Origin of the sequence: Phaeobacter sp. QD34_24, from assembly GCF_028890115.1 — a bacterium.
Classification (GTDB): Bacteria; Pseudomonadota; Alphaproteobacteria; order Rhodobacterales; family Rhodobacteraceae; genus Phycobacter.
In genome coordinates this window covers 40,377-60,415 of record NZ_JARCJD010000018.1, presented here as the reverse complement: position 1 = coordinate 60,415, position 20,039 = coordinate 40,377, and the positions used below count along the sequence as shown (strand labels likewise).

At 64.3% G+C, this 20,039-nt stretch carries 23 protein-coding genes; 8 read left to right on the top strand and 15 right to left on the bottom strand.

What is annotated here, in order from left to right; translation table 11 throughout:
- Nucleotides 1-182: 182 nt before the first annotated feature.
- The 4 genes from PXK07_RS14800 to soxR form a co-directional block, all read right to left on the bottom strand.
- On the bottom strand, nt 183-1,028 hold the full coding sequence (locus PXK07_RS14800; RefSeq protein WP_274849109.1) for a 4-(cytidine 5'-diphospho)-2-C-methyl-D-erythritol kinase: 846 nt from the start codon (nt 1,026-1,028) through the stop codon (nt 183-185).
- Nucleotides 1,018-2,757 carry a tetratricopeptide repeat protein gene (locus PXK07_RS14795; protein ID WP_274849108.1) on the bottom strand — a complete coding sequence of 580 codons (1,740 nt, stop codon included), beginning with the start codon at nt 2,755-2,757 and terminating at the stop codon, nt 1,018-1,020. The genes PXK07_RS14800 and PXK07_RS14795 overlap by 11 nt, the downstream gene beginning before the upstream one ends.
- 172 nt (nt 2,758-2,929) lie before the next feature.
- Entirely contained in the window at nt 2,930-4,579 is a 1,650-nt protein-coding gene (locus tag PXK07_RS14790; protein WP_274849107.1) for an electron transfer flavoprotein-ubiquinone oxidoreductase, read from the bottom strand.
- Nucleotides 4,580-4,752: 173 nt separating this feature from the next.
- Nucleotides 4,753-5,244 (bottom strand): redox-sensitive transcriptional activator SoxR, encoded by a 492-nt coding sequence (gene soxR, locus PXK07_RS14785; RefSeq protein ID WP_274849106.1) that lies wholly within the window; start codon nt 5,242-5,244, stop codon nt 4,753-4,755.
- Nucleotides 5,245-5,338: 94 nt separating this feature from the next.
- Here soxR and PXK07_RS14780 point away from each other — a divergent pair, with 94 nt between their 5' ends.
- From PXK07_RS14780 to PXK07_RS14765, 4 genes are all read left to right on the top strand, one after another.
- Nucleotides 5,339-5,719, top strand: a complete 381-nt coding sequence (locus PXK07_RS14780; protein ID WP_274849105.1) for a VOC family protein — start codon at nt 5,339-5,341, stop codon at nt 5,717-5,719.
- Nucleotides 5,697-5,852: a hypothetical protein gene (locus PXK07_RS14775; RefSeq protein ID WP_274849104.1), complete on the top strand. Its 156-nt coding sequence runs from the start codon at nt 5,697-5,699 to the stop codon at nt 5,850-5,852. Before PXK07_RS14780 ends, PXK07_RS14775 begins: the two co-directional genes overlap by 23 nt.
- Before the next feature lie 192 nt (nt 5,853-6,044).
- Entirely contained in the window at nt 6,045-6,515 is a 471-nt protein-coding gene (gene greA / locus PXK07_RS14770) for a transcription elongation factor GreA (protein WP_274849103.1), read from the top strand.
- A 20-nt stretch (nt 6,516-6,535) separates the two neighbouring features.
- Nucleotides 6,536-7,558, top strand: a complete 1,023-nt coding sequence (locus tag PXK07_RS14765; protein ID WP_274849102.1) for a hypothetical protein — start codon at nt 6,536-6,538, stop codon at nt 7,556-7,558.
- A gap of 235 nt (nt 7,559-7,793) precedes the next feature.
- Here the strand turns inward: PXK07_RS14765 and PXK07_RS14760 are convergent, their stop codons facing one another.
- The 5 genes from PXK07_RS14760 to PXK07_RS14740 all read right to left on the bottom strand — a co-directional run bounded on the left by PXK07_RS14760 (nt 7,794) and on the right by PXK07_RS14740 (nt 11,997).
- Nucleotides 7,794-9,050, bottom strand: a complete 1,257-nt coding sequence (locus tag PXK07_RS14760; RefSeq protein WP_274849101.1) for a molybdopterin-binding protein — start codon at nt 9,048-9,050, stop codon at nt 7,794-7,796.
- Nucleotides 9,047-9,859 carry a molybdopterin guanine dinucleotide synthesis gene (locus PXK07_RS14755; protein WP_274849100.1) on the bottom strand — a complete coding sequence of 271 codons (813 nt, stop codon included), beginning with the start codon at nt 9,857-9,859 and terminating at the stop codon, nt 9,047-9,049. The genes PXK07_RS14760 and PXK07_RS14755 overlap by 4 nt, the downstream gene beginning before the upstream one ends.
- Nucleotides 9,856-10,347 carry a molybdopterin-guanine dinucleotide biosynthesis protein B gene (gene mobB, locus PXK07_RS14750; protein WP_274849099.1) on the bottom strand — a complete coding sequence of 164 codons (492 nt, stop codon included), beginning with the start codon at nt 10,345-10,347 and terminating at the stop codon, nt 9,856-9,858. Before mobB ends, PXK07_RS14755 begins: the two co-directional genes overlap by 4 nt.
- On the bottom strand, nt 10,344-10,979 hold the full coding sequence (gene mobA, locus PXK07_RS14745; RefSeq protein ID WP_274849098.1) for a molybdenum cofactor guanylyltransferase MobA: 636 nt from the start codon (nt 10,977-10,979) through the stop codon (nt 10,344-10,346). The genes mobB and mobA overlap by 4 nt, the downstream gene beginning before the upstream one ends.
- A 112-nt stretch (nt 10,980-11,091) precedes the next feature.
- Entirely contained in the window at nt 11,092-11,997 is a 906-nt protein-coding gene (locus PXK07_RS14740) for a formate dehydrogenase accessory sulfurtransferase FdhD (RefSeq protein ID WP_274849097.1), read from the bottom strand.
- A 63-nt stretch (nt 11,998-12,060) separates the two neighbouring features.
- On the opposite strand from PXK07_RS14740, the gene PXK07_RS14735 reads away from it, so the two are divergent.
- Both PXK07_RS14735 and PXK07_RS14730 read left to right on the top strand, forming a co-directional pair.
- Nucleotides 12,061-12,783, top strand: a complete 723-nt coding sequence (locus PXK07_RS14735; protein WP_274849096.1) for an AzlC family ABC transporter permease — start codon at nt 12,061-12,063, stop codon at nt 12,781-12,783.
- On the top strand, nt 12,780-13,112 hold the full coding sequence (locus PXK07_RS14730; RefSeq protein WP_274849095.1) for an AzlD domain-containing protein: 333 nt from the start codon (nt 12,780-12,782) through the stop codon (nt 13,110-13,112). The genes PXK07_RS14735 and PXK07_RS14730 overlap by 4 nt, the downstream gene beginning before the upstream one ends.
- Before the next feature lies 1 nt (nt 13,113).
- On the opposite strand, the gene PXK07_RS14725 is transcribed toward PXK07_RS14730, so the two are convergent.
- The 5 genes from PXK07_RS14725 to PXK07_RS14705 all read right to left on the bottom strand — a co-directional run bounded on the left by PXK07_RS14725 (nt 13,114) and on the right by PXK07_RS14705 (nt 17,356).
- Nucleotides 13,114-13,695, bottom strand: a complete 582-nt coding sequence (locus PXK07_RS14725) for a hypothetical protein (protein ID WP_342455878.1) — start codon at nt 13,693-13,695, stop codon at nt 13,114-13,116.
- Between the two features lie 68 nt (nt 13,696-13,763).
- Nucleotides 13,764-13,898, bottom strand: coding sequence for an aa3-type cytochrome c oxidase subunit IV (locus PXK07_RS14720; protein ID WP_274849093.1), 135 nt, complete (start codon nt 13,896-13,898; stop codon nt 13,764-13,766).
- A gap of 189 nt (nt 13,899-14,087) precedes the next feature.
- Nucleotides 14,088-14,585, bottom strand: coding sequence for a DUF6173 family protein (locus tag PXK07_RS14715; RefSeq protein WP_446728383.1), 498 nt, complete (start codon nt 14,583-14,585; stop codon nt 14,088-14,090).
- Nucleotides 14,586-14,606: 21 nt separating this feature from the next.
- Nucleotides 14,607-15,653 (bottom strand): MBL fold metallo-hydrolase, encoded by a 1,047-nt coding sequence (locus PXK07_RS14710; RefSeq protein WP_274849092.1) that lies wholly within the window; start codon nt 15,651-15,653, stop codon nt 14,607-14,609.
- Nucleotides 15,653-17,356, bottom strand: coding sequence for an acyl-CoA dehydrogenase (locus PXK07_RS14705; RefSeq protein ID WP_274849091.1), 1,704 nt, complete (start codon nt 17,354-17,356; stop codon nt 15,653-15,655). Before PXK07_RS14705 ends, PXK07_RS14710 begins: the two co-directional genes overlap by 1 nt.
- 154 nt (nt 17,357-17,510) lie before the next feature.
- Between PXK07_RS14705 and PXK07_RS14700 the strand changes: the two genes are divergently transcribed.
- Nucleotides 17,511-18,461: an L-threonylcarbamoyladenylate synthase gene (locus PXK07_RS14700; RefSeq protein WP_274849090.1), complete on the top strand. Its 951-nt coding sequence runs from the start codon at nt 17,511-17,513 to the stop codon at nt 18,459-18,461.
- Nucleotides 18,462-18,681: 220 nt separating this feature from the next.
- Nucleotides 18,682-19,128 (top strand): DsrE family protein, encoded by a 447-nt coding sequence (locus PXK07_RS14695; protein ID WP_274849089.1) that lies wholly within the window; start codon nt 18,682-18,684, stop codon nt 19,126-19,128.
- Between the two features lie 213 nt (nt 19,129-19,341).
- Here the strand turns inward: PXK07_RS14695 and PXK07_RS14690 are convergent, their stop codons facing one another.
- Complete coding sequence (locus tag PXK07_RS14690; protein WP_274849088.1) at nt 19,342-19,965, bottom strand: YqgE/AlgH family protein; 624 nt, start codon at nt 19,963-19,965, stop codon at nt 19,342-19,344.
- Nucleotides 19,966-20,039: the final 74 nt, after the last annotated feature.

Genomic DNA, 20,039 nt, shown 5'->3' with positions numbered 1-20,039 from the left:
CGCGGCTTGCCCTTGAGGCGATCCATGGGGGTTTACCCTCGAACGGGCACCTAAGGAGCAGACCTGTTCCTCAGGTGCCTCTCAGCACACTCCAAAACAGCGCGCCGCAGGCGCGCTGCCTGGCCCAAGGCTTTGTGCTGCATCTTCGATGCTGCGCCAAAGGCACGGGAGGGCCACCGCTTTCATTGCGACAACACCAGACCAGACATCACCCACCAGTCTGGATAGGCGGCGCGAATGGCCTCTGCTGCCCGCCCAGCCTGTCCACTCTCGGCATCATAGAGCGCAAAGCAGGTGGCACCGGAGCCGGACATGGCTGAAAACAGGGCTTTGCTTGCCTGCAAGGCCTGCAGCACCGTCGCGATCACCGGCTGCGCCGAAATCGCAGGCGCCTGTAAATCGTTGCGCTGCATCGACAGCCAGCCCGCCAATTCCGCCGCATCCCTCCAGCGCGGCAAGACCTGCGGCATGGGGTCATTCTGTCGGCTGGTCAGCCCTCGAAACACCGACGGGGTGGCAACCGACACGCCCGGATTGACCAGAAGGATCTCGCAAGGCGGCAAAGCGGGCAGCCGGGTCAGCTCCTCGCCAATTCCCTGCATGCGCCAGGCTCCGGGCGTCATGCAGACGGGCACGTCGGCGCCAAGGGACAAGAGCGCCTCCTGCCCTGGCAATTCCACCCGCCAAAGCTGCGCCAGCGCCCGCAGGGCCGCTGCCGCATCGGACGAGCCACCGCCGATTCCGGCTGCGGCAGGCAGGTGCTTTTCCAGGGTGATCTCCGCGCCTTGGCCCGCAGGCCGTATCAGTTCGGCCGCGCGCAGCACCAGGTTCGTTCCATCCGTCGGCACGCCTGCGGCCCGCGGCCCGGTGACCTTCAACGACAGATCATCGGCAGGGCGAACGCGGATCACATCGCCCAGATCGCAGAACCCCACCAGGGAATCGAGCAGGTGGTAGCCATCGGCGCGCTGGCCGGTCACATGCAGAGTGAGGTTGATCTTGGCCGGGGCGAAAGCCTCAACCGCCATTGGCCACCTTCAAGGGCTCGGCGCCTTCTTCATGCAGCACCTGATCCAGCCCGACTTCCAGCTTGCGGCGGATCCGGTCGGGATCGGCCTCACCATCGCCTTCGCCCGAGCGGATGAAGGACAGGGCACGTTTCCACTGGAATTCCGCCTCCCGCTTGCGCCCCACTGCCCAGAAGACATCGCCCAGGTGATCGTTGACCACCGGATCCACCGGCATCAGCTCCACCGCGCGCTCCATATGGCCGACGGCCTCGTCGTAGCGGCCCAGACGGTAGAGGACCCAGCCCAGCGAATCGACGATATAGCCGGAGTCGGGCCGCGCCGCGACGGCGCGCTCGATCATGTCGAGGGCCTCATCCAGGTTCTTGCGCTTTTCCACCAGGGAATAGCCGAGATAGTTCAACACCTGCGGGCGATCCGGCTGCAGCGCGAGAGAGGCGCGGAAATCCGCTTCGGCCTTGTCCCAGAGATCCAGCCGTTCATGCGAGATGCCGCGCGCATAATAGAGGAACCAGCGGCTGCTGGCCGCCTCGGGCGTCAGCGACAGGGCCTTGTCATAGGCGGCAACGGCGCCTGCATAATCCTCTTCCTGACGCAGCAGATCGCCGAGGCTGACATGAACCTGCGGCAGGTCAGGGTAGCTGTCGGTCAGCTGGGTCAGCACCTCTGCGGCGGCATCCGGCTTGGCCGAGCGGCGCAGCGCCTCGGCCCGGCCCATTTCCGCAGCATAGTAGTCGGGATGATCCCGCGGCACCTGCTTGTAGGTAGCAATCGACAGCGGGAAACGCCCCAGATCATCCAGCAGCTCCGCCGAAAGCAGTACCGCATCCACATGGGCCGGATTCAGCGCCGCCGCCATGCGGGCATACATCAGCACATAATCCCCCGGCTGCTGACCGTTGAGCGCGGATCCCATGGTGAAAAACACCTCGGCAATCCCCTCCACCGGAGTGGCCGCCATGGTAAAGCCGAGGGGATCTCCGGCTTCCAACCGGGCGCGGATATCGGCCAGGGCGGGATCGAAGGCGGTGCCGAAGGCATCGTTCAAGACCTCCAGCGCCCTTGCGTTCTCTCCCAGTTGCGACAGGATCTGCAACCGCGCCAGAACCGATTGCCGCGACAGCCGGGTCAGTTGGCCATCATTGGCCGCGAACATCTCCTCGGCGCCCTTGTAATCCCCGACAGAGGCCAGGGCGAGCGCCTGATGATAGTGCACATAGGGGCGCAGGTTCTGATCCTCGGCCAAGGCATCAAAGCTCTGCATCGCCGCCGAGACCGCGCCCTCTCCCATATGCGCCCAGGCGTTCAGCAGCCCATCCACCAGCGGGTGGATGTCGCGGATCGCCAGATCCCGCGCCAGGATATCGACAAAAGCGCCCCGCTGGGCGAAATCCCCGACCATGACCATATTGGCGGCCTGGCTGCGCAGCTCCATCTGCCAGAGCCGCTGCGCCACCGGAATGGCTTGTTTCATATGCCCCTGCACCAGCTGGGCAAAGACAACATTCTCCATCAGCACCGGGTTCTGCGGATCGCGCACCAGGGCGCGGGTATAATACTCCGCCTGGGCCGAAAAATCGCTGTCATAAGTGGCAGCGCGCCCGGCAAGATAGGCGCCGGCCAGACCGTCCGCCTTGAGCGGTGCCGCAAGGGCCAATGGGGAGGTCAGCGTCACCGCAAGCGCGACCAGCGCTGTGGAGGACAGGGAACGAAGAGTGTGAACCGGCACCGGGATCTCCCCAAGAGTATTTGGTAGCAAAAGGCGTGTTGTTGAGAACAAAGCTAGTCCGCAGGGTCCCGACACGCAATGGGGCGCCCGTCAGGGCGCCCCAATTTTACGTTATTTCCAAGCAGAATGGAGCCTATTCCCGCATCCATGACCGGGTTGTCCCCATCCCGGCTTACATGTTCGGGTAATTCGGCCCGTCACCGCCCTGCGGCGTGGTCCAGGTGATGTTCTGGCTCGGGTCCTTGATATCGCAGGTCTTGCAATGCACGCAGTTCTGGAAGTTCACCACGAACTCGGGCTTGCCGTCCTTTTCCACCACCTCGTAGACGCCGGCCGGGCAATAGCGCTGCGCCGGTTCGTCGAACTTGGGCAGGTTGACCGAGATCGGCGTATCCGCATTGCCAAGACGCAGGTGGCAGGGCTGGCTTTCCTCGTGGTTGGTCATCGCAAAGGACACGTTGGTCAGACGATCAAACGACAGGGTGCCATCGGGTTTCGGGTAATCGATCGGCTTGTGCTTGCTGGCCTCTTCGGTCGCCTCGGCGTCATTCTTGCCATGGCTCAGGGTGCCAAACAGGGACAGGCCCAGGATGTTGTTGGTCCACATGTCCAAGCCACCGAGCATCAGCGAGGCGGTGAGGCCCCACTTCGACCACATCGGCTTGACGTTGCGCACCATCTTCAGGTCCTTGCCGATGGCGCCATTGCGCACCTCGGCCTCATAGGCGGTCAGTTCCTGATCGGTGGTCTCGGCCTTGATCATCTCATAGGCGGCTTCGGCGGCTGCCTTGCCCGAGAGCATGGCATTGTGGTTGCCCTTGATGCGCGGCACGTTGACCATGCCTGCGGAACACCCCAGCAGAGCGCCGCCAGGGAAGGTCAGTTTCGGCAGCGACTGGTAGCCGCCCTCGGTGATGGCACGGGCGCCATAGGCGACGCGCTTGCCGCCCTTCAAGAGCTCGGCCACCATCGGGTGATGCTTGAAGCGCTGGAACTCCATGTAGGGGTAGAGATGCGGATTCTTGTAGTTCAGGTGAACCACGAAACCGACGTAAACTTGGTTGTTGTCCAGGTGATAGATGAAGGAACCACCGCCCGCATTGGAGTTCAGCGGCCAGCCCATGGTGTGAGTGACGGTGCCTTGCTTGTGCTTGGCCGGATCGATCTCCCAGATCTCTTTCATGCCGACGCCGTATTTCTGCGGATCCTTGCCGTCAGACAGGCCGTATTTGGCGATCACCTCTTTCGACAGCGACCCGCGCACGCCTTCCGACAGGAAGACATACTTGCCGTGCAGCTCCATGCCCGGCTCGGTGTTGGGGCCATAGGAACCGTCGGCTTCCAGGCCAAAGACACCGGCGACCACGCCCTTGACTTCGCCCTTGTCGCCGTAGACCAGCTCGGAACAGGCCATGCCCGGGAAGATTTCGACGCCCAGCTCTTCGGCCTGTTCGGCCATCCAGCGGCAGACATTGCCCATCGAGACGATGTAGTTGCCGTGGTTGTTCATCAGGGGTGGCATCGGGAAGTTGGGGATACGGACCTCGCCCGCCTCGCCCAGCATGTAGAAGTTGTCTTCCTCGACGGCCACGTTCAACGGTGCGCCCTTGTCCTTCCAGTCCGGGATCAGCGCATCCAGGCCACAGGGATCAAGCACGGCACCGGACAGGATATGGGCGCCCACTTCGGAACCCTTTTCCAGCACCACGACATCCAGGTCGCTGTCCAGCTGTTTCAGACGGATCGCCGCCGACAGGCCAGCAGGGCCGGCCCCGACGATCACAACGTCGTATTCCATCGCTTCGCGTTCAATCTCGGCCATAGATATGTGCTCCTTGGCTATCGTTTTTGTCTGTCCCTGGTGGACAGAGGGTCCTGGGCGCAATTTTCTTTCGCGGTTGCTTAGCGGCTGCAGGAAGGCAAGGTCAATGGATACTCTGCGTTACGTCCGCCAAGAACGGGATTTTCAGTGCAAATTGTGCCCGTTTCCAGGGTTCACCCCTCATTTTCCACCTCTGGCCCCGCTTCCGGCCCCGCTTCCGGCCTGTCTCCCATCAGGTAGCGCGGCCCAGAGCCCTTTTCTGCCGCCTTGTCCTGTGGATTATAGAGCGCGCACCGGGGCAGGGACAGGCAACCACAGCCGATACAGCCGTCCAAATTGTCGCGCAGCTTCATCAGCGTTTCGATTCTGCGGTCCAGATGATCGCGAAACTCGGTGGAAATCGCTGCCCAGTCTTCCTGCGTGGGTGTGCGCCCCCCCGGCAGGCTTTTGAGAAAGCCGCGGATGTCGGGAAGGGAGAACCCGAACTGCTGCGCGATCATCACGAAGCTGAGCCGTCTCAGGTCGGAGCGATGAAACCGCCGCTGCCCGCCTGCGTTGCGCCAGGGTTCCACCAACCCCTGCGCCTCGTAGTAACGGATGGCGGAAACGGCGAGCCCGGTGCGCTCTGCCAGGTAGCCAATCGAAACACCCGCCGATTTTGCCATTTGGGATCCCTCCTGCCGGTTGCAAAAAATAGCTTGATCTAAAGTTAGGTTTAGAAATTACACCGGGATCACTGGATAGCAAAGGAGATTCGACATGACCGCCATTCTTGAACACGCCAACGTCTGCGTCGCCGACCCCCATGCCACTGCCGCCTGGATGGAAAAGGTATTTGGCTGGCACATCCGCTGGGAGGGCCCCGCGATCCATGGCGGCTATGCGGTCCACGTCGGATCCAAGGACAGCTACATGGCGCTCTATTCCCCCCCCGAGGATCTGAAAGAGCCGCTGCCCCGCTACGCCAACAAGGGCGCGCTCAACCACCTGGCACTGACCGTCGATGATCTGGACCGTGCCGAGGAGGCGGTGAAGGAGGCGGGCTTCACCCCGATCAACCACGCCGATTACGAACCCGGTCGGCGCTTCTATTTCCTGGACAATGAAGGAGTGGAATATGAGCTTGTTCAATATGATTGAGTTGATGGACCTGGACGCGTGGCGCGCGCCCACAGCCCGCGTAAAAGGGCACGAGGAAGCCCGTTTCTGGCGGATCGAAACCCATGTCCTGGTGCCGGACACGCTGCCGCACCGGCGCCTGCCGAAGCGCTGAATCAGGCGTCAAGTCTCGGTGCAGGCAGCAAAACATCGCCCGCTGCCCCTGGTCCCTCTTGCATTTGGTCCCGCGATTGGGTCAGGTAATTGCCAGCACGAGCCGATGCCCCGTCGCACCAGCGGCGGGGCTGCGACGTTCAAAAGACAAGAACCATAAACAACGAACGACCAGACGAAAGCGGACCAGACCATGGAAAAGATCCCGATGACGCCCAGGGGCTTTCAGGCCCTCGAAGCGGAATTGAAAAACCTGAAATCCGTCGAACGCCCGGCCATCATCCAGGCCATCGCCGAAGCCCGTGAACTGGGCGACCTGTCGGAGAATGCCGAATACCATTCGGCGCGCGAGAAACAGTCCTTCATCGAGGGTCGCATCAAGGAGTTGGAAGGGATCATCAGCCTTGCCGATGTGATCGACCCCGCGAAACTGTCGGGAGCGGTGAAATTCGGCGCCAAGGTCACCGTGGTGGACGAGGACACCGACGAGGAGAAGACCTGGCAGATCGTGGGCGAACATGAGGCCAATATCGAGGCAGGCCTCCTGAATATCAAATCCCCCATTGCCCGGGCCTTGATCGGCAAGGACGAAGGCGACAGTGTGGAGGTGCGCACTCCCGGCGGAGAGCGTGCCTATGAGATTTTGAGTATCGTCTATTCCTGACAAGGGAGCCCCTGCCCGCCATGACCGCACAGGATCCCAGCAAGAAACCCGCCACCGGCCAGTCTTTTGGCACGCTGGAGCAATCGGCGCCCCCGGCCCTTGGCGGCGCCGAGACGATCGCCATCCTGCTGGCGGTGCTGTGGCTTCTGGCTGCACTGGCGGCCTACCTGCTGATCCCGCAAGATGGCGCGGGCATCGCCGCCTGGACCAACTGGGTGCTGGGCGCGCTGGCGGTGGTCCTGCCGGTGGCTCTTGTGTGGGTGGGGGCCATGCTGCTGCGCTCGGTGCGGATCATCCGCGCCGAGACCCAGCGCCTGCACTCGGCCATCGACGGGTTGCGCCACAGCTACCTGACCCACGCGCAACAGGCCTCGGCGGTGGCAGAGCCCTCGGTGGCCAAGAAGCTTGAGGAAATCGCCGAGGCGACGCGCAAGACCGAAAGCGCGCTGGCCACCTTCCAGAGCAGCCGCCGCAGCGCCCCGCGCCCGGCGATCCCCGCCGAAGCCGCTCAGATGGCCGCCGCCGATCAGGGCACGCTGGCGCTTGGCACGCCCTCGGACGAGATGAGCCCGCCGCTGGCCTTGGACCAATTCATCCGCGCGCTCAATTTCCCGGAAACCGCCGAGGACGAAGAAGGGTTCTCCGCCCTGCGCGCCGCGCTCAGGGATCGCAAGGCGGCCCAGGTCATTCAGGCCGCGCAGGACGTGCTGACCCTGCTCAGCCAGGACGGCATCTACATGGATGACCTGCGCCCCGACATGGCCCGCCCCGAGATCTGGCGCCAGTTCGCGCAGGGCGCCCGTGGCCGGGCAGTGGCGGCCCTTGGCGGCATCCGGGACCGGACCTCGCTGGCGCTGACGGCGGCCCGAATGAAGCAGGACCCGATTTTCCGCGATGCGGCGCATCACTTCCTGCGCCGCTTTGACCAGATGTTCACCGAATTCGAGAGCGAGGCCAGCGATAGCGAGATCTCGGCCCTTGGCGACACCCGCACCGCCCGCGCCTTCATGCTGGTGGGCCGTGTCGCGGGCACCTTCGACTGAACCTTTTCACCGCAATCGCCGACATAGGCGTCTTGCCGACAATCGGCAGGCTCCCGCCCGGATCGCAGCAATCAGGTGATTGCCGCTCTCCCGTTGGGCCCGGCGCCGCGCGATGCGCGGCGCGGCTGCAACCGTCCCACGCCCTGCACCGCAGGGCGCCCGGCCCAACCGTGAAGATCATTGCCTGCAATGAAACTGAACGGGCGGGAGCGCCCCGCCAAACGGACACCGCTCTCTAGAGGGCAAAACTGCCATAGGGGAGGAAGCGCACCGGATCATCGGGCCGGATATGGGCCGCCCCATCGCCGATCTCCACCAGCCCCTCGGCCCAACTGAGACCGCTGATCCGTCCGGAACCTTCGGATTTGAACACCTCCGCGCGGCCATCGCGAATCCGGGCACGCAGGTACTCCCGCCGCCCCGGTTTCTTGCGCTTCTCAAAACCCGCAGGCACCTCGAAACCTTGCGGTTCCTGCCATCCGGCGCCCGCCAGCAGCCCCATGGCGGGGCGCGCAAAGATCAGCGTGCAGACCAGCGCCGCGACCGGATTGCCCGGCAGGCCGAAGACCGGCACCCCCTGCCACAGCCCCAGCGCCAGCGGGCGACCGGGCTTCAGGGCGATACGCCACTCCTGCATGGCGCCCGCCTCGCGCAGCAGCGCCGAGACATGATCCTCATCCCCCGCCGAGGCGCCGCCACTGGTGAGGATCAGATCAGCCTGATCCGAGGCCGCATCCAGGCGGGCCCGCAGAGCGGCGCGATCATCGCCGACACGCCCCAGATCGACCGGCACCACCCCCATCTGCCCCAGCAGCGCCAAGAGCATGGGGCGGTTGGCATCATAGATCTGACCCAGCCCGGCGGCCTCCCCCGCCTCGCGCAGCTCGTCCCCGGTGGAAAGAACGCCGACACGCAACGCCTTGCGCAGAGGCAACTCCGCAAGGCCCGTCGCGGCCGCCAGAGCCAGATCGGCCGGTGTCACCACCCGGCCCGCAGGCAGGATTACATCGCCCGCCGCCACATCCTCGCCAGCGCGGCGGGTGTTGGCGCCCTGCTTCAAAGGACCATGAAAGGCGACCTGCCGCCCGTCGCTGGTGACATCTTCTTCCAGGATCACCGTATCGACCCCTTCGGGCAGGGCGGCGCCAGTCAGGATACGGATCGCCTGGCCTGCAGGAACCGCCCCCGCATAGGGCACGCCCGCGGCGGCCCGGCCATCCACGAGGTCCATCACCTGGGCGCCCTCGGGCACGGGGCCGGCAAATCCGTAGCCATCGACGGCCGTATTGGGTTGCGGCGGGTTCGAACGCCGCGCCACCACATCCTGTGCCAGTACCCGGCCCACCGCCTGATCCAGCGACAGGATCTCTTCGCCGGTGACCGGCTGCAACCGCTCGCGCAGCAGGGACAGCGCCTCGTCCACAGGGGTCCACTGCACCCCGGCCGGCAGGGCGAAGCAATCATCCCGCAAGGGGGGCGGTTTCAAGGTCATATCGGCTCCACTCCCAGGATCCAGCCCTCTTCGGGCGCTGTGACATCAAGCATCCGGTTCAGTTCTGCCACAGGGCGGCGGGCGAGTTCCAGTGCCACCTGCTGCACCTGCCAGGCATCCTTGATCCAATGATCCGGCGCCTTTGAAACCGTCAGGGATGGCCAGATCTCGACCAGGGCCACGGGGCTGTCCAAAGGCTCGAAAGGCCAGGCAGCGACATGGCCCGCAAAGCGGCGGCGCAGACGGGCCAGGACAGGCAGCCCCATCATCACCTGGCCACCCACGGATCCGGCCCCGGACATCTGCCAGCAGGTGGAGGTTCCCCGTGTCACCTGTTCCACCCGGCGCCGCTCGGCAAAGGGGTTTCGGTAGCTGCGCTTGGTGCGCGGCAGCCCGTCTATGTCGTGCTTCAGCCCATTGCCCCAGAACGGCCCCTGCCCGCCAAAGCGGCGATTGATCTCACCTGCGATATCAAAGCGGTTGTTGGCCCCCGGCGCATCCTCGATCCGCGCCTCGAACCAGTCCCACAGGGCCAGCGGATCCGTCTGCCCGGTCAGGGCCTTGGCAAAGCCCGCCGGATAGGCAAAGGGGAAATCAAAGCCCAGGCAGAGCCGCTCGTTGAGATGCAGTGCAGTTTCGATACGATCGCACAGCCAGTCCTCGACCAGCTGGCGGTTGCGAAAATACCGAGGGTCGTCAGCGCCCCCGGAATTGGCCGCACAGGCCCAGATGGCATCCTTGCCCGGGGCGGCTCCGGTATCGTTGCCGCCGGACCAATCCACCATCGCGAAGGTATCAAACCCCGTCACAAGCCCAGTTCACCGGCGATGAAATCGGCAATCGCGCCTGTGTCATCCAGGTCGAAGACAGGCCGGTCCAGATCAAGGGAGATATCAGCGGCCACAGCCCGGATCGTAGGATCACCGGGAGCGATCAGCGGGTTGCCCGCACTGGTGCGATAGGCTTCGATCTTGGGGTGCGGCTCGCGCTTGAAGCCTTCGACCAGCACCAGATCGACGGGGCGCATCCGGGACAAGAGCTCGGTGAACGAAGGTTCCGGCGCGCCGCGCAGCTCCTGCATGATCGCAACCCGGTTGGGCGAGGCCAAGAGCACCTCCGAGGCACCCGCTTCGCGGTGGCGGTGACTGTCGGTGCCGGGCCGGTCCACCTCGGTGCTGTGATGGGCATGTTTCAGGGTGGAAACCGTCAGGCCGCGGGCACAGAATTCGGCCACCAGGCGCTCCATCAGGCCTGTTTTTCCGGCGTTCTTCCAGCCGGTCACTCCGTAAATCTTCATGTCAGCAATCTTTCCGCACGCGCCAGATCCTCGGGCGTGTTCACGTTGAAAAAGGGATCAAAAGGGTCGGCGTCAAACAGCGCCTCGCGCCCGCCGTGGGCATCGGTCCACAAGACAACCTTGCGCAGACCGTCATTGAGCGCCGCGCGCAGATCATCGCGCAGCGCCACCGGCCAAAGGCCGAATGTGGGGTGGCGATTGACGCGGCTGCGCCCGCCGGATTTCAGCTCCTCCCCGGTGCGCGGCGTGGTCGCCAGCACCAGCGGATACGCCTGCCCCGCCGAGGCCGCGACCAGCCGCTCCACCAGATCGGTCGGAAAGAAGGGCGTATCGGCGGCGGCGGTCACGATGGCTTCGGCGCCTTGTTCGGCGGCCCAGTCGAGCCCGGCCAACACGCCCGCCAGTGGCCCGGCAAAGCCTTCGATGCTGTCGGCCACCACCGGCAGACCGAGATCGGCAAAGCGGTCCGGGTCGCCATTGGCATTGAGCGCGACGCCCGCCACCTGCGGCGACAGCCGATCGATCACGCGGGACAGAAGGCTATGCCCGCCGATGTGCAAGAGCCCCTTGTCACCACCGCCCATACGGGTGGCCAGACCGCCAGCAAGGATCACGCCGAGGGGTTTGGTCATGCCGGTGTCCTCTTCCATCTTGTTCGGACGACAGGCCGGGCAGCGCCCGTCCGCCCCCCATGGGCGGGCGCTTCGCTTCCGCCCGCGGACGGTCCCTGCCCTGTCGTTGCACTCATCCCGCGCTCTTCCTGCGATGTTTTTTGTCTTCCTGCGGCATCGCTGCGGGATCCACGTCACGCTCCAGCCTGTCCTCGCCAGACAGGCAGATGAACCGCTGGCCGCGCATCCGGCCAATGAGGGTGAGGCCCAGCTCGCGGGCGATCTCTACCCCCCAGGCGGTAAAGCCCGAGCGGGAGACCAACACCGGAATGCCCATCATCGCCGTCTTGATCACCATCTCCGAGGTCAGCCGCCCGGTGGTGTAGAGGATCTTGTCCGACGGATCGCTGCCGGTGGACAGCATCCAGCCCGCGATCTTGTCCACCGCGTTGTGGCGGCCCACGTCCTCCATATAGACCAGCGGGCGATCCTGGTGACACAGCACCGTGCCGTGGATCGCGCCTGCCTCCAGATAGAGCGACGGGGTGCGGTTGATCTTATGCGCCAGCGCATAAAGCCAGGAGGTACGCACGGGGGTGGCGGGCAGGCGCACATCCTCCAGCCCCTCCATCATGTCGCCAAAGACGGTGCCCACAGCGCAGCCCGAGGTGCGGGTCTTCTTCTGCAGCTTTTCCTCGTAGGAGGTCTCCACCTCGGTGCGCACCACCACGGTTTCCAGCTCTTCATCGAAATCGACGCGGGTGATCACATCGTCGTCACGCAGCATGCCCTGATTGCGCAGAAAGCCGAGCGCCAGGTATTCCGGATAATCCCCGATGGTCATCGCGGTGACGATTTCCTGCCGGTTCAGGTAGATGGTGAGCGGGCGCTCCTCGACCACGGAAATCTCGCTGGTGGCGCCGGTGTGGTCAACGCCGGTCACGGCACGGGTCAGCCGCGCGTTCTGCGGCGCAGGCGCGATGATATAGTCTTCGTGTTCTTTGGCTTTTGCCAATTGCAAACCTCCCCGATCCCCCATAGGCCTGTGCGGCAGCCCATTGGTGCGGCGCACTTCAGGACGGCCACAAGTTAGGACGGGCACATGGCGACCACCACAGTGAAATCAGCCTTTTGGAGAGGTCTGCGCGATGGCGCGCCTTTTGTCCTGGTGTCGGGACCTTTTGGGCTATTGTTCGGGGTGCTGGCAGCCGAAGCGGGACTGATTGTCCCTGAGGCACTGACCTTCTCGCTGGCGGTCTTTGCCGGATCGGCCCAATTTACCGCCCTGCAGCTGATGCAGGAGAATGCACCGATTCTCATCGTGCTGATTTCGGCGCTGGCGGTGAACCTGCGGGTGGCGATGTATTCGGCCTCGCTCACGCCCTATCTGGGCGCGGCGCCGCTCTGGCAGCGCGCCATTGCCGCCTATTTCACGGTGGATCAATCCTATGCCCTGTCGATCGTGAAATTCGAGAGCGAACCGGAGATGTCCGTGCCCGAGCGCATGGCCTATTTCTTTGGCACCAACGGGCTGGTGGCGCCGGGCTGGATGGTGGCCACGATCATCGGCGCCCTGATCGGCGCGCAGGTGCCTGAAAGCTGGGGACTGGATTTCGTGCTGCCCTTGGCCTTTCTCGCGATGATCGGGCCGATGCTGCGCACGCCTGCCCATCTGGCAGCCTGTTTCGTCGCCGTGGTGACCGCCCTGCCCGCCGCCGCCCTGCCCTATAACCTGGGCCTGATCGTTGCGGGCCTTGCGGGCATGATGGCTGGCGCTCAGGCCGAGTTGTGGCTGGAACGACGCCTGAAAGAGAACCGCGCATGAACACCCTGGACCCTATAACGCTGTGGACCGTCATCATCGGGCTGGCCGTGGGCAGCTACCTGCTGCGCTTTGCCTTTATCGGTCTGGTCGGCGGTCGTGCCATGCCGGACTGGCTGATGCGACACCTGCGCTATACCGCCGTGGCCATCATCCCGGCGCTGGTCACCCCGCTGGTGGCCTGGCCCGCGCCGACGGGCGGTACGCCCAGCCTGCCCCATGTGGCGGTGGCAGCGATCACATTGGCAGTGGGGTATTTCACCAAACACGTGCTCCTGGCGATGGGCACCGGAGCGGCGTCCTTCGTTCTGCTGCTTTATTTCAGCGGCTGATCTAACCGCCGTTCAGGATCGCATTGTTGCGCGCAAGGCCCACCTGCAGGTCGGCGCTGTCGTTCTCATAGTAGCGGTTGGTTTCCACGCCGGGCAACCGGGCGATCTGATCGGCCAGTTTCACCGGGTAGAAGGTGACCTGAATATCCTCGAAGCCGGGGATCTTCTTCAGGACCGAGGCGGTCGCATTGGCGCAATAGGCACCGGGCACCCGGCCATTGCTGACCACCAGATTGTAGGCCAGCTGGGCCTGCTCTGCCGTCACCGGGATTTCCTGCACCATCACATGGTGGGTGCTGCGCGCGTGAGACCCGCGATAGGCCCGCTCCACCGCCGGGGTGATCCCGTAAAGCACGTCGTTCCGCTCGGGCACGACATCGGCATAGAAGGATCCGGCGGGATCAAAGATCACCCGCTCGGAGGCATTGACCATCAAGGATGTATGCCCGCCCGCCCCGGTGCGATTGTTCACCATCGTATAAAGGGTCAACGAAGGCGGAGCAGGATGGCTATAGGCGACCCGCTGAAGGGTCGCCTCGTCGGCATTGGGCTGGGGCTGCTCAGAGCAGCCAGCCAACATCATGCTACTTCCCGCGACTGACGCGAGACACGCCAGACGCAGCACCGACTTACGCATGAAACTACCCTGGATCAGGTCGCAAAAACGGCCAGGAAGACCGCAAAGATTGCGAGGAAGATGCAGAAGCGGACCGTGAAGGTGATGAAGCCGGAGTAGGTCTGTTCCTGAACGGTGGTATCCATGGAACCGTGTTTGTGCTCAGCCATGTGTCGATGTCCTATTCGCGTATGTTTTGCCCGTGGATACTGGATTTCATGCGCCCTGTCACGACGTCAATCGGGCGCATCCCTGCGAAAATCATCGCCCCTGCGGCGCATTTGCCATGCAATCGCCTTGGTATGAGCCTGACAAAAGGCGGGCACAAGACCGAGATCCGGTGCCGTGGCAGGCTGGGCTCAGCCTTGCGAATCGCGCCCCTCTTCCGGATCGCGGTGCTCTTCCAGATCCCGGGCCAGCCGGAACCCGATGCGGGTGGCCGGGGTTTCGGGGCGTGCCTTGGGCAGGGCGCGCAGCATCACGTTCAGCTGCGTCACATGCTGCACCAGCTGGGTGCGGGTGCCCGCGCTGTCCGAACCGTAGAAGGTCACGATATCGGGGTCGAAATAGCCCATACCTTCGATCCGCATGACACCGGCCTCGCCGCCGGCAAAGCCCATGGCGACTTCCTGTTCGCTGTCGAGCTGCTCCTCGAAGTTCTTGATATAGAGGATGATCCGCTCATAGGCCCAGCGGGCGGGGCTTTTCGCATCGGCCGGTTGCTGCATCGCCTTGGGCAGTTTCGGGCTGCTCTGTCCTGGCCCCGGGTCGCAATGGACCTCATGCACCTGCGGCAGGACCGCCGCCTCGGCCATCTCGGCGCTGGTCTCGATGCTGCTGTGGATCTTGCGTTCCATCAATGCCCGCCTTTTCTGGGCCTAGCCCTTACGCTGATAAAGCCAGGCGCCATCCTCGCGCTGGTCACGGCTCACCTGGCCCGTGTGGTAGAGATGGTTGACATGGGCCACCGCCTCGACCAGCGCAAGCCCGTATTCGCCCGCGCCGATTTTCCGCTTGAACAGCGGCGCAAAACATTCGGCGGCGGTTCGCGGCGTGTCGAGGTGATCCATCAAGCGCTCCAGCGCGCCATGGTGGTTGTCAATCAGCTGGCGCATGCGCAGCGGCAGGCGCGAGAACGGCAGCTTGTGCCCGCCCAGCGCCAGATGGTCGTGACGCGCCAGCGGCGCCAGCCGTTCGCAGGCCTCCAGCCATTCCCCCAGGGGATCGGCCATCGGTTCGGTGGCATAGACACCGATATTGGGGCTGATCGAGGACAGGATCTGATCGCCGGTGATCACCAGATTGTCGTCGCGGCTCCAGAAGGTGGCATGTTCGGGCGAGTGGCCATTGCCCATATGCACGTCCCAATCGCGCCCGCCCATGCGGAAGACATCGTCCTGCTTGATCCGGGTAAAGCCCAGTGGCATCGGATAGACCGTATCGGCAAAGTTGAAGGGCCGCTCGGCGACGCGCTGGTCGTAGATCTCCTGATCCATGCCTGCGCTGCGGTAATAGGCGAGGGTTTCCTCGGGCCAGGTTTCCTGCACGTCCAGGGTCAGCATGCGGGCGAACAGCCAGGCGGTGCGGGTGGTGACCAGCTCCGCGCCGTATTGCGACTGGAACCAGCCCGCCAGACCGATGTGATCGGGATGATGATGGGTCGCCACCACGCGCGAAATCGGCTTGCCCTTCAAGGGACCGGCCATCAGGCTTTCCCAGATCCCGCGGCTTTTCTTCATGTTGAAACCGGTATCCACCACCGTCCAGCTGTCGCCCTCGTCGAAGGCGTAGACATTGACGTGATCCAGCTTCATCGGCAGCGGCTGGCGCATCCACAGGACACCCTCGGCCACTTCGATCGCCTCACCCAATGCGGGCGGCTCTTCCCAGGGGGTGCGCGGGCCGACTTCGGGAACCGAGGCCATCAGTTTGCCAACTCTTCAAGCGTGAGCGCCATGACACCTTCGATGCCTTCCTGTGCGTGTTGCAGCAGACCTGCATGCTCGGGCAGCATCCGCTTGATGTAGAAGCGTGCCAGTTTTTCGCGCGCGCCGCCCTGATCGGCCATCGCCGCCATCAGGTGGAAATGACCGCCCAGCACCCGGGCAAAGGCGCGCAAGTAGGGCACCGCCCCGGCAAAGCGGTTCTGCAGATCCTCCTGCGCCACCAGCCAGTCGGTCGCCTCGCGCAGGCTTTCGCAGGCCTGCCAGACGGCTTCGGCCATATTGGGATAGACCTGGCGGGCGCGTTCGGCCTGCTCTTCGATCTCGTCCATCAGGCGGTTGGCCATCTCGCCGCCATCCATCATCTTGCGCGCCACCAGATCCATGGCCTGGATGCCATTGGTGCCCTCGTAGATCGAGGTCACCCGCACGTCGCGGCAGAACTGCGCCGCGCCGGTTTCCTCGATGAAGCCCATGCCGCCATGCACCTGCACCCCGGTTTCGGCGACCCGGATCCCGGTATCGGTGCCAAAGGCCTTGGCGATCGGCGTCAGGAAAGCGGCGCGGGCGGCGCACTCAGGCTCCTGTGTCGCCGCAGCCATGTCGATGGCCTGGGCGCAGGACAGCAGGATCGCGCGGGAGGCAAAGACATCCGCCTTCATCTCCATCAGCATCCGGCGCACATCGGCATGATCGGCGATGGTCCCCGAGGGCGTCTTGCCCTGCTTGCGCTCTGTCGCATAGGCCAGCGCCTGCTGATAGGCCGCCTCGGCGACGCCGACGCCCTGCCCGCCGACACCAAGACGGGCATTGTTCATCATGGTGAACATGGCCGCCATGCCGCCATGTTCCTTGCCCACCAGCCAGCCGGTGGCACCGTCATATTGCATCACGCAGGTGGGGCTGCCGTGGATGCCCAGCTTATGTTCGAGACTGACCACCTTGAGACTGTTGGCCTTGCCGGGCGCGCCATTCTCATCCGGCAGATACTTGGGCACCAGGAACAGTGAAATCCCCTTGGTGCCCGGCGCGCCGTCGGGCAGCCGTGCCAGCACCAGGTGGCAGATGTTCCCGGCGAAATCATTGTCGCCCCAGGTGATGAAGATCTTCTGGCCGCTGACCGCATAGGTACCATCGCCATTGGGTTCCGCCTTGGAGCTGAGCGCCCCCACATCCGATCCGGCCTGCGGCTCGGTCAGGTTCATGGTGCCGGTCCACTCGCCCGAAATCAGTTTCGGCAGGTAGAGCTCCTTCAGCGCGTCCGAAGCGTGGTGATCCAGCGCCTCGATCTGGCCCTGGCTCATCAAGGGCGCCAGCTGCAGCGACAGGCAGGCCCCCGACATCATTTCGTTGACCGCCGAGGTCAAGGTCATCGGCAACCCCATGCCGCCATGTTCCTGCGGCGCGCTCATGCCGATCCAGCCGCCCTCGGCGATGGCGTTCCAGCCCTCGGCAAAGCCGGGCGAGGTGCGCAGGACACCGTTCTCCAGATAGGCCGGGTTGAGATCGCCCGGCCGTTGCAGCGGCGCCATCACCTCGTCGCACATCTTGCCCGCCTCGTTCAGGATGGCAGAGACCATGTCGTCCGAGGCCTCGCTAAACCGCTCGGTCGCGGCGACCCGGTCGAAACCGATGATATGGTTGAGCAGGAATTCATACTCGCTAACGGGGGAACGGAAGGTCATTGGCGTCCTCTTGGGGTCCTCTTGGGTGCTCTCATCTGCGCAACAGTCTTAACCCAGACTTGGCAACACATACGAGGCCCCTTATATCTCGCGGCCTGTTGGATTACCTATCCACTCGCCCTTTTGAATCAACCAAAACGCCGCGTCACCCGCCATGTGCAGCCAAATCACGGAAATCCTCGGCCCCTCGGATCAGGATCTGATCCATGCCGCCGAGCTGTTGAAGGCGGGGCAATTGGTGTCCTTCCCGACCGAGACCGTCTATGGCCTTGGCGCCGATGCGCGCAATGGCACGGCTGTGGCGGCGGTCTATGCGGCCAAGGGGCGCCCCAGCTTCAATCCTCTGATTGCCCATGTGCACTCGGTCGCGACGGCGCAAGAGTTGGTGCAATGGAGCGATATGGCCGAGCGGCTGGCAGCGGCCTTCTGGCCCGGCCCGCTGACCCTGGTGCTGCCCCTGCGCGCGGGCCATGGCGTTTCCAGCCTCGTGACGGCGGGGCTTGAGACCCTGGCGGTACGGGTGCCCGCCCATCCCACCGCCCTGCGCCTGCTTGCCCATGTGGGCGGACCGGTGGCGGCGCCCTCTGCCAACCCCTCCGGTCGCATCAGCCCCACAACCGCAGCCCATGTGCTGGCCGGTCTGAAGGGCAGGATCGCTGCCGTGGTGGATGATGGACCCTGCGGTGTCGGGGTGGAATCGACCATTCTCGGCCTGGCCGGACCGGAACCTGTCCTGCTGCGGCCCGGCGGTCTGGCGGCAGAGGAGATCGAAGCGGTTATCGGCCAGCCCCTTGCGCAGCGCAATGCAGCCGACCCCTTGACAGCGCCGGGGCAGCTCCTGTCGCATTATGCGCCAAAGGCCCGCGTCCGGCTTGAGGCGCAGTCGGCCCTGGAGGGAGAAGTCCTGCTGGGCTTTGGCCCCATGACCTGCGATCTCAACCTCTCGGAAACCGGAGACCTGTCCGAAGCAGCGGCAAATCTCTTTGATCACCTGCACCGGCTGGACGCCCTGAGCCAGCCGATCGCCGTGGCCCCTGTCCCCGATCGCGGGCTGGGTGTTGCGATCAACGACCGCCTGCGCCGGGCCGCGGCCCCACGGGACTGACGGCACTCCATTCCAGATCGGGCTGCTCCCGCCCCTTTCGGGACATATGAGATATGCCCCTCAGGGTTGGGCCCGGCGCCGCGCGGGCGCGCGGCGCGGTTGCGGCACAGGCGAGGGCAGCCCTTAGAGCCTGCCCCGAAGAATGCATTCACATATTCGTCAGTCTCTATGCATGAAGCCAGAACCGGACTACCCTAACTTCACTATAGGGAGGAACATCATGAAACATCTACTGGCGGCTGCGGTCCTAGCAGCCGGACTTGGCGCGGGCTGGACAGGCGAGGCCCTGGCCGAGGGAAAGATCCATCACGTCGCGGTTCACGTGAACCAGAACGACCCCAAGGTCATGAACATGGCGCTGAACAACGTGCAGAACCTGACGAACTACTACATGTCCCAGGGCGATACTGCCGTGGTCGAAGTGGTTGCCTATGGCCCCGGCCTCAACATGCTGATCCCAGGCAAAAGCCCCGTCGCGGATCGCATTTCCGCCATGAGCCTGGAAATCGATCAGCTCTCCTTCTCCGCCTGCGGCAACACCCACCGCAAGATGAGTGAGAAGGCCGGCAAGGAGGTTGCCCTCATGGATGAGGCGTCGATCGTACCTTCCGGCGTTGTCCGCCTGGTGGAATTGCAGGAGCAGGGCTTCTCCTACATCCGCCCCTGACAGGTGCCTTCAGGCGACCTTTGGCTGCGCCGCCGCAAAGCTGGCCACTGTGCGCGAAGGCCGGTGATCCGGTAGCGATCAGGCAGCGGGCCGCCCAGAAACGCAACCGCGCCGCGCATCAGCGCGGCGCCAGGCCCAAGGCGTGCCCGCCCATCTGTGATGGGCGCGGCAAGGCGCGGGAGCGCGCCCTTTGCGGTCGACCTCCCTGCCCAATCAGGCGGTCCCGGCACTGGCTGAGAGGGATACCGGATCAACCCCCAGGGATCTGAGTGCTGCTTCCCATTTGTCCAGATCCGCCATGTCAAAGAGCAGCTCCGCGCTGGCCTCAGCCGTCAGCCAGCCATTGGCGACGATCTCGCCCTCCAGCTGCCCCGGCCCCCAACCCGCATAGCCCAGCATCACCGTCAGTTTGTCCGGACCGCGCCCCTCGGCGATATCCTCCAGAATGTCCAGCGTCGCCGTCATGGCGAATCCCCCGGGTATTTCCAGCGAATTTACCCGCGATTCATACTCGTCCGAGTGCAGCACAAAGCCCCGCTGTGTCTCCACCGGGCCACCGAAACGCACCGGCAGCGCCGCCGCTTCGGGGTCCGCCTTGATCTCCAACTGCTCCAAAAGGCTGCCCAGTTTTACCTCCGGCGCCGTCTTGTTCACGATCAGCCCCATGGCGCCCTCCTCGCTGTGCGAGCACAGAAACACCACCGAATGTTCAAACCGCGGATCGCCGATGCCGGGCATGGCGATCAAGAGTTTACCTGTAAGATCCATTTCGTTTGTCTTTCTGTCTGCGTGCTGTGCGGACCGGCCGGTTCGACCCAAACGGCATGGGGCCAGCATGCAACCCGCGGCCAGTTGGTGCAAGGGCGCGGCTCGGCAAAGACCCGCCTGCGACATTGATGCAGCCCGGCCAG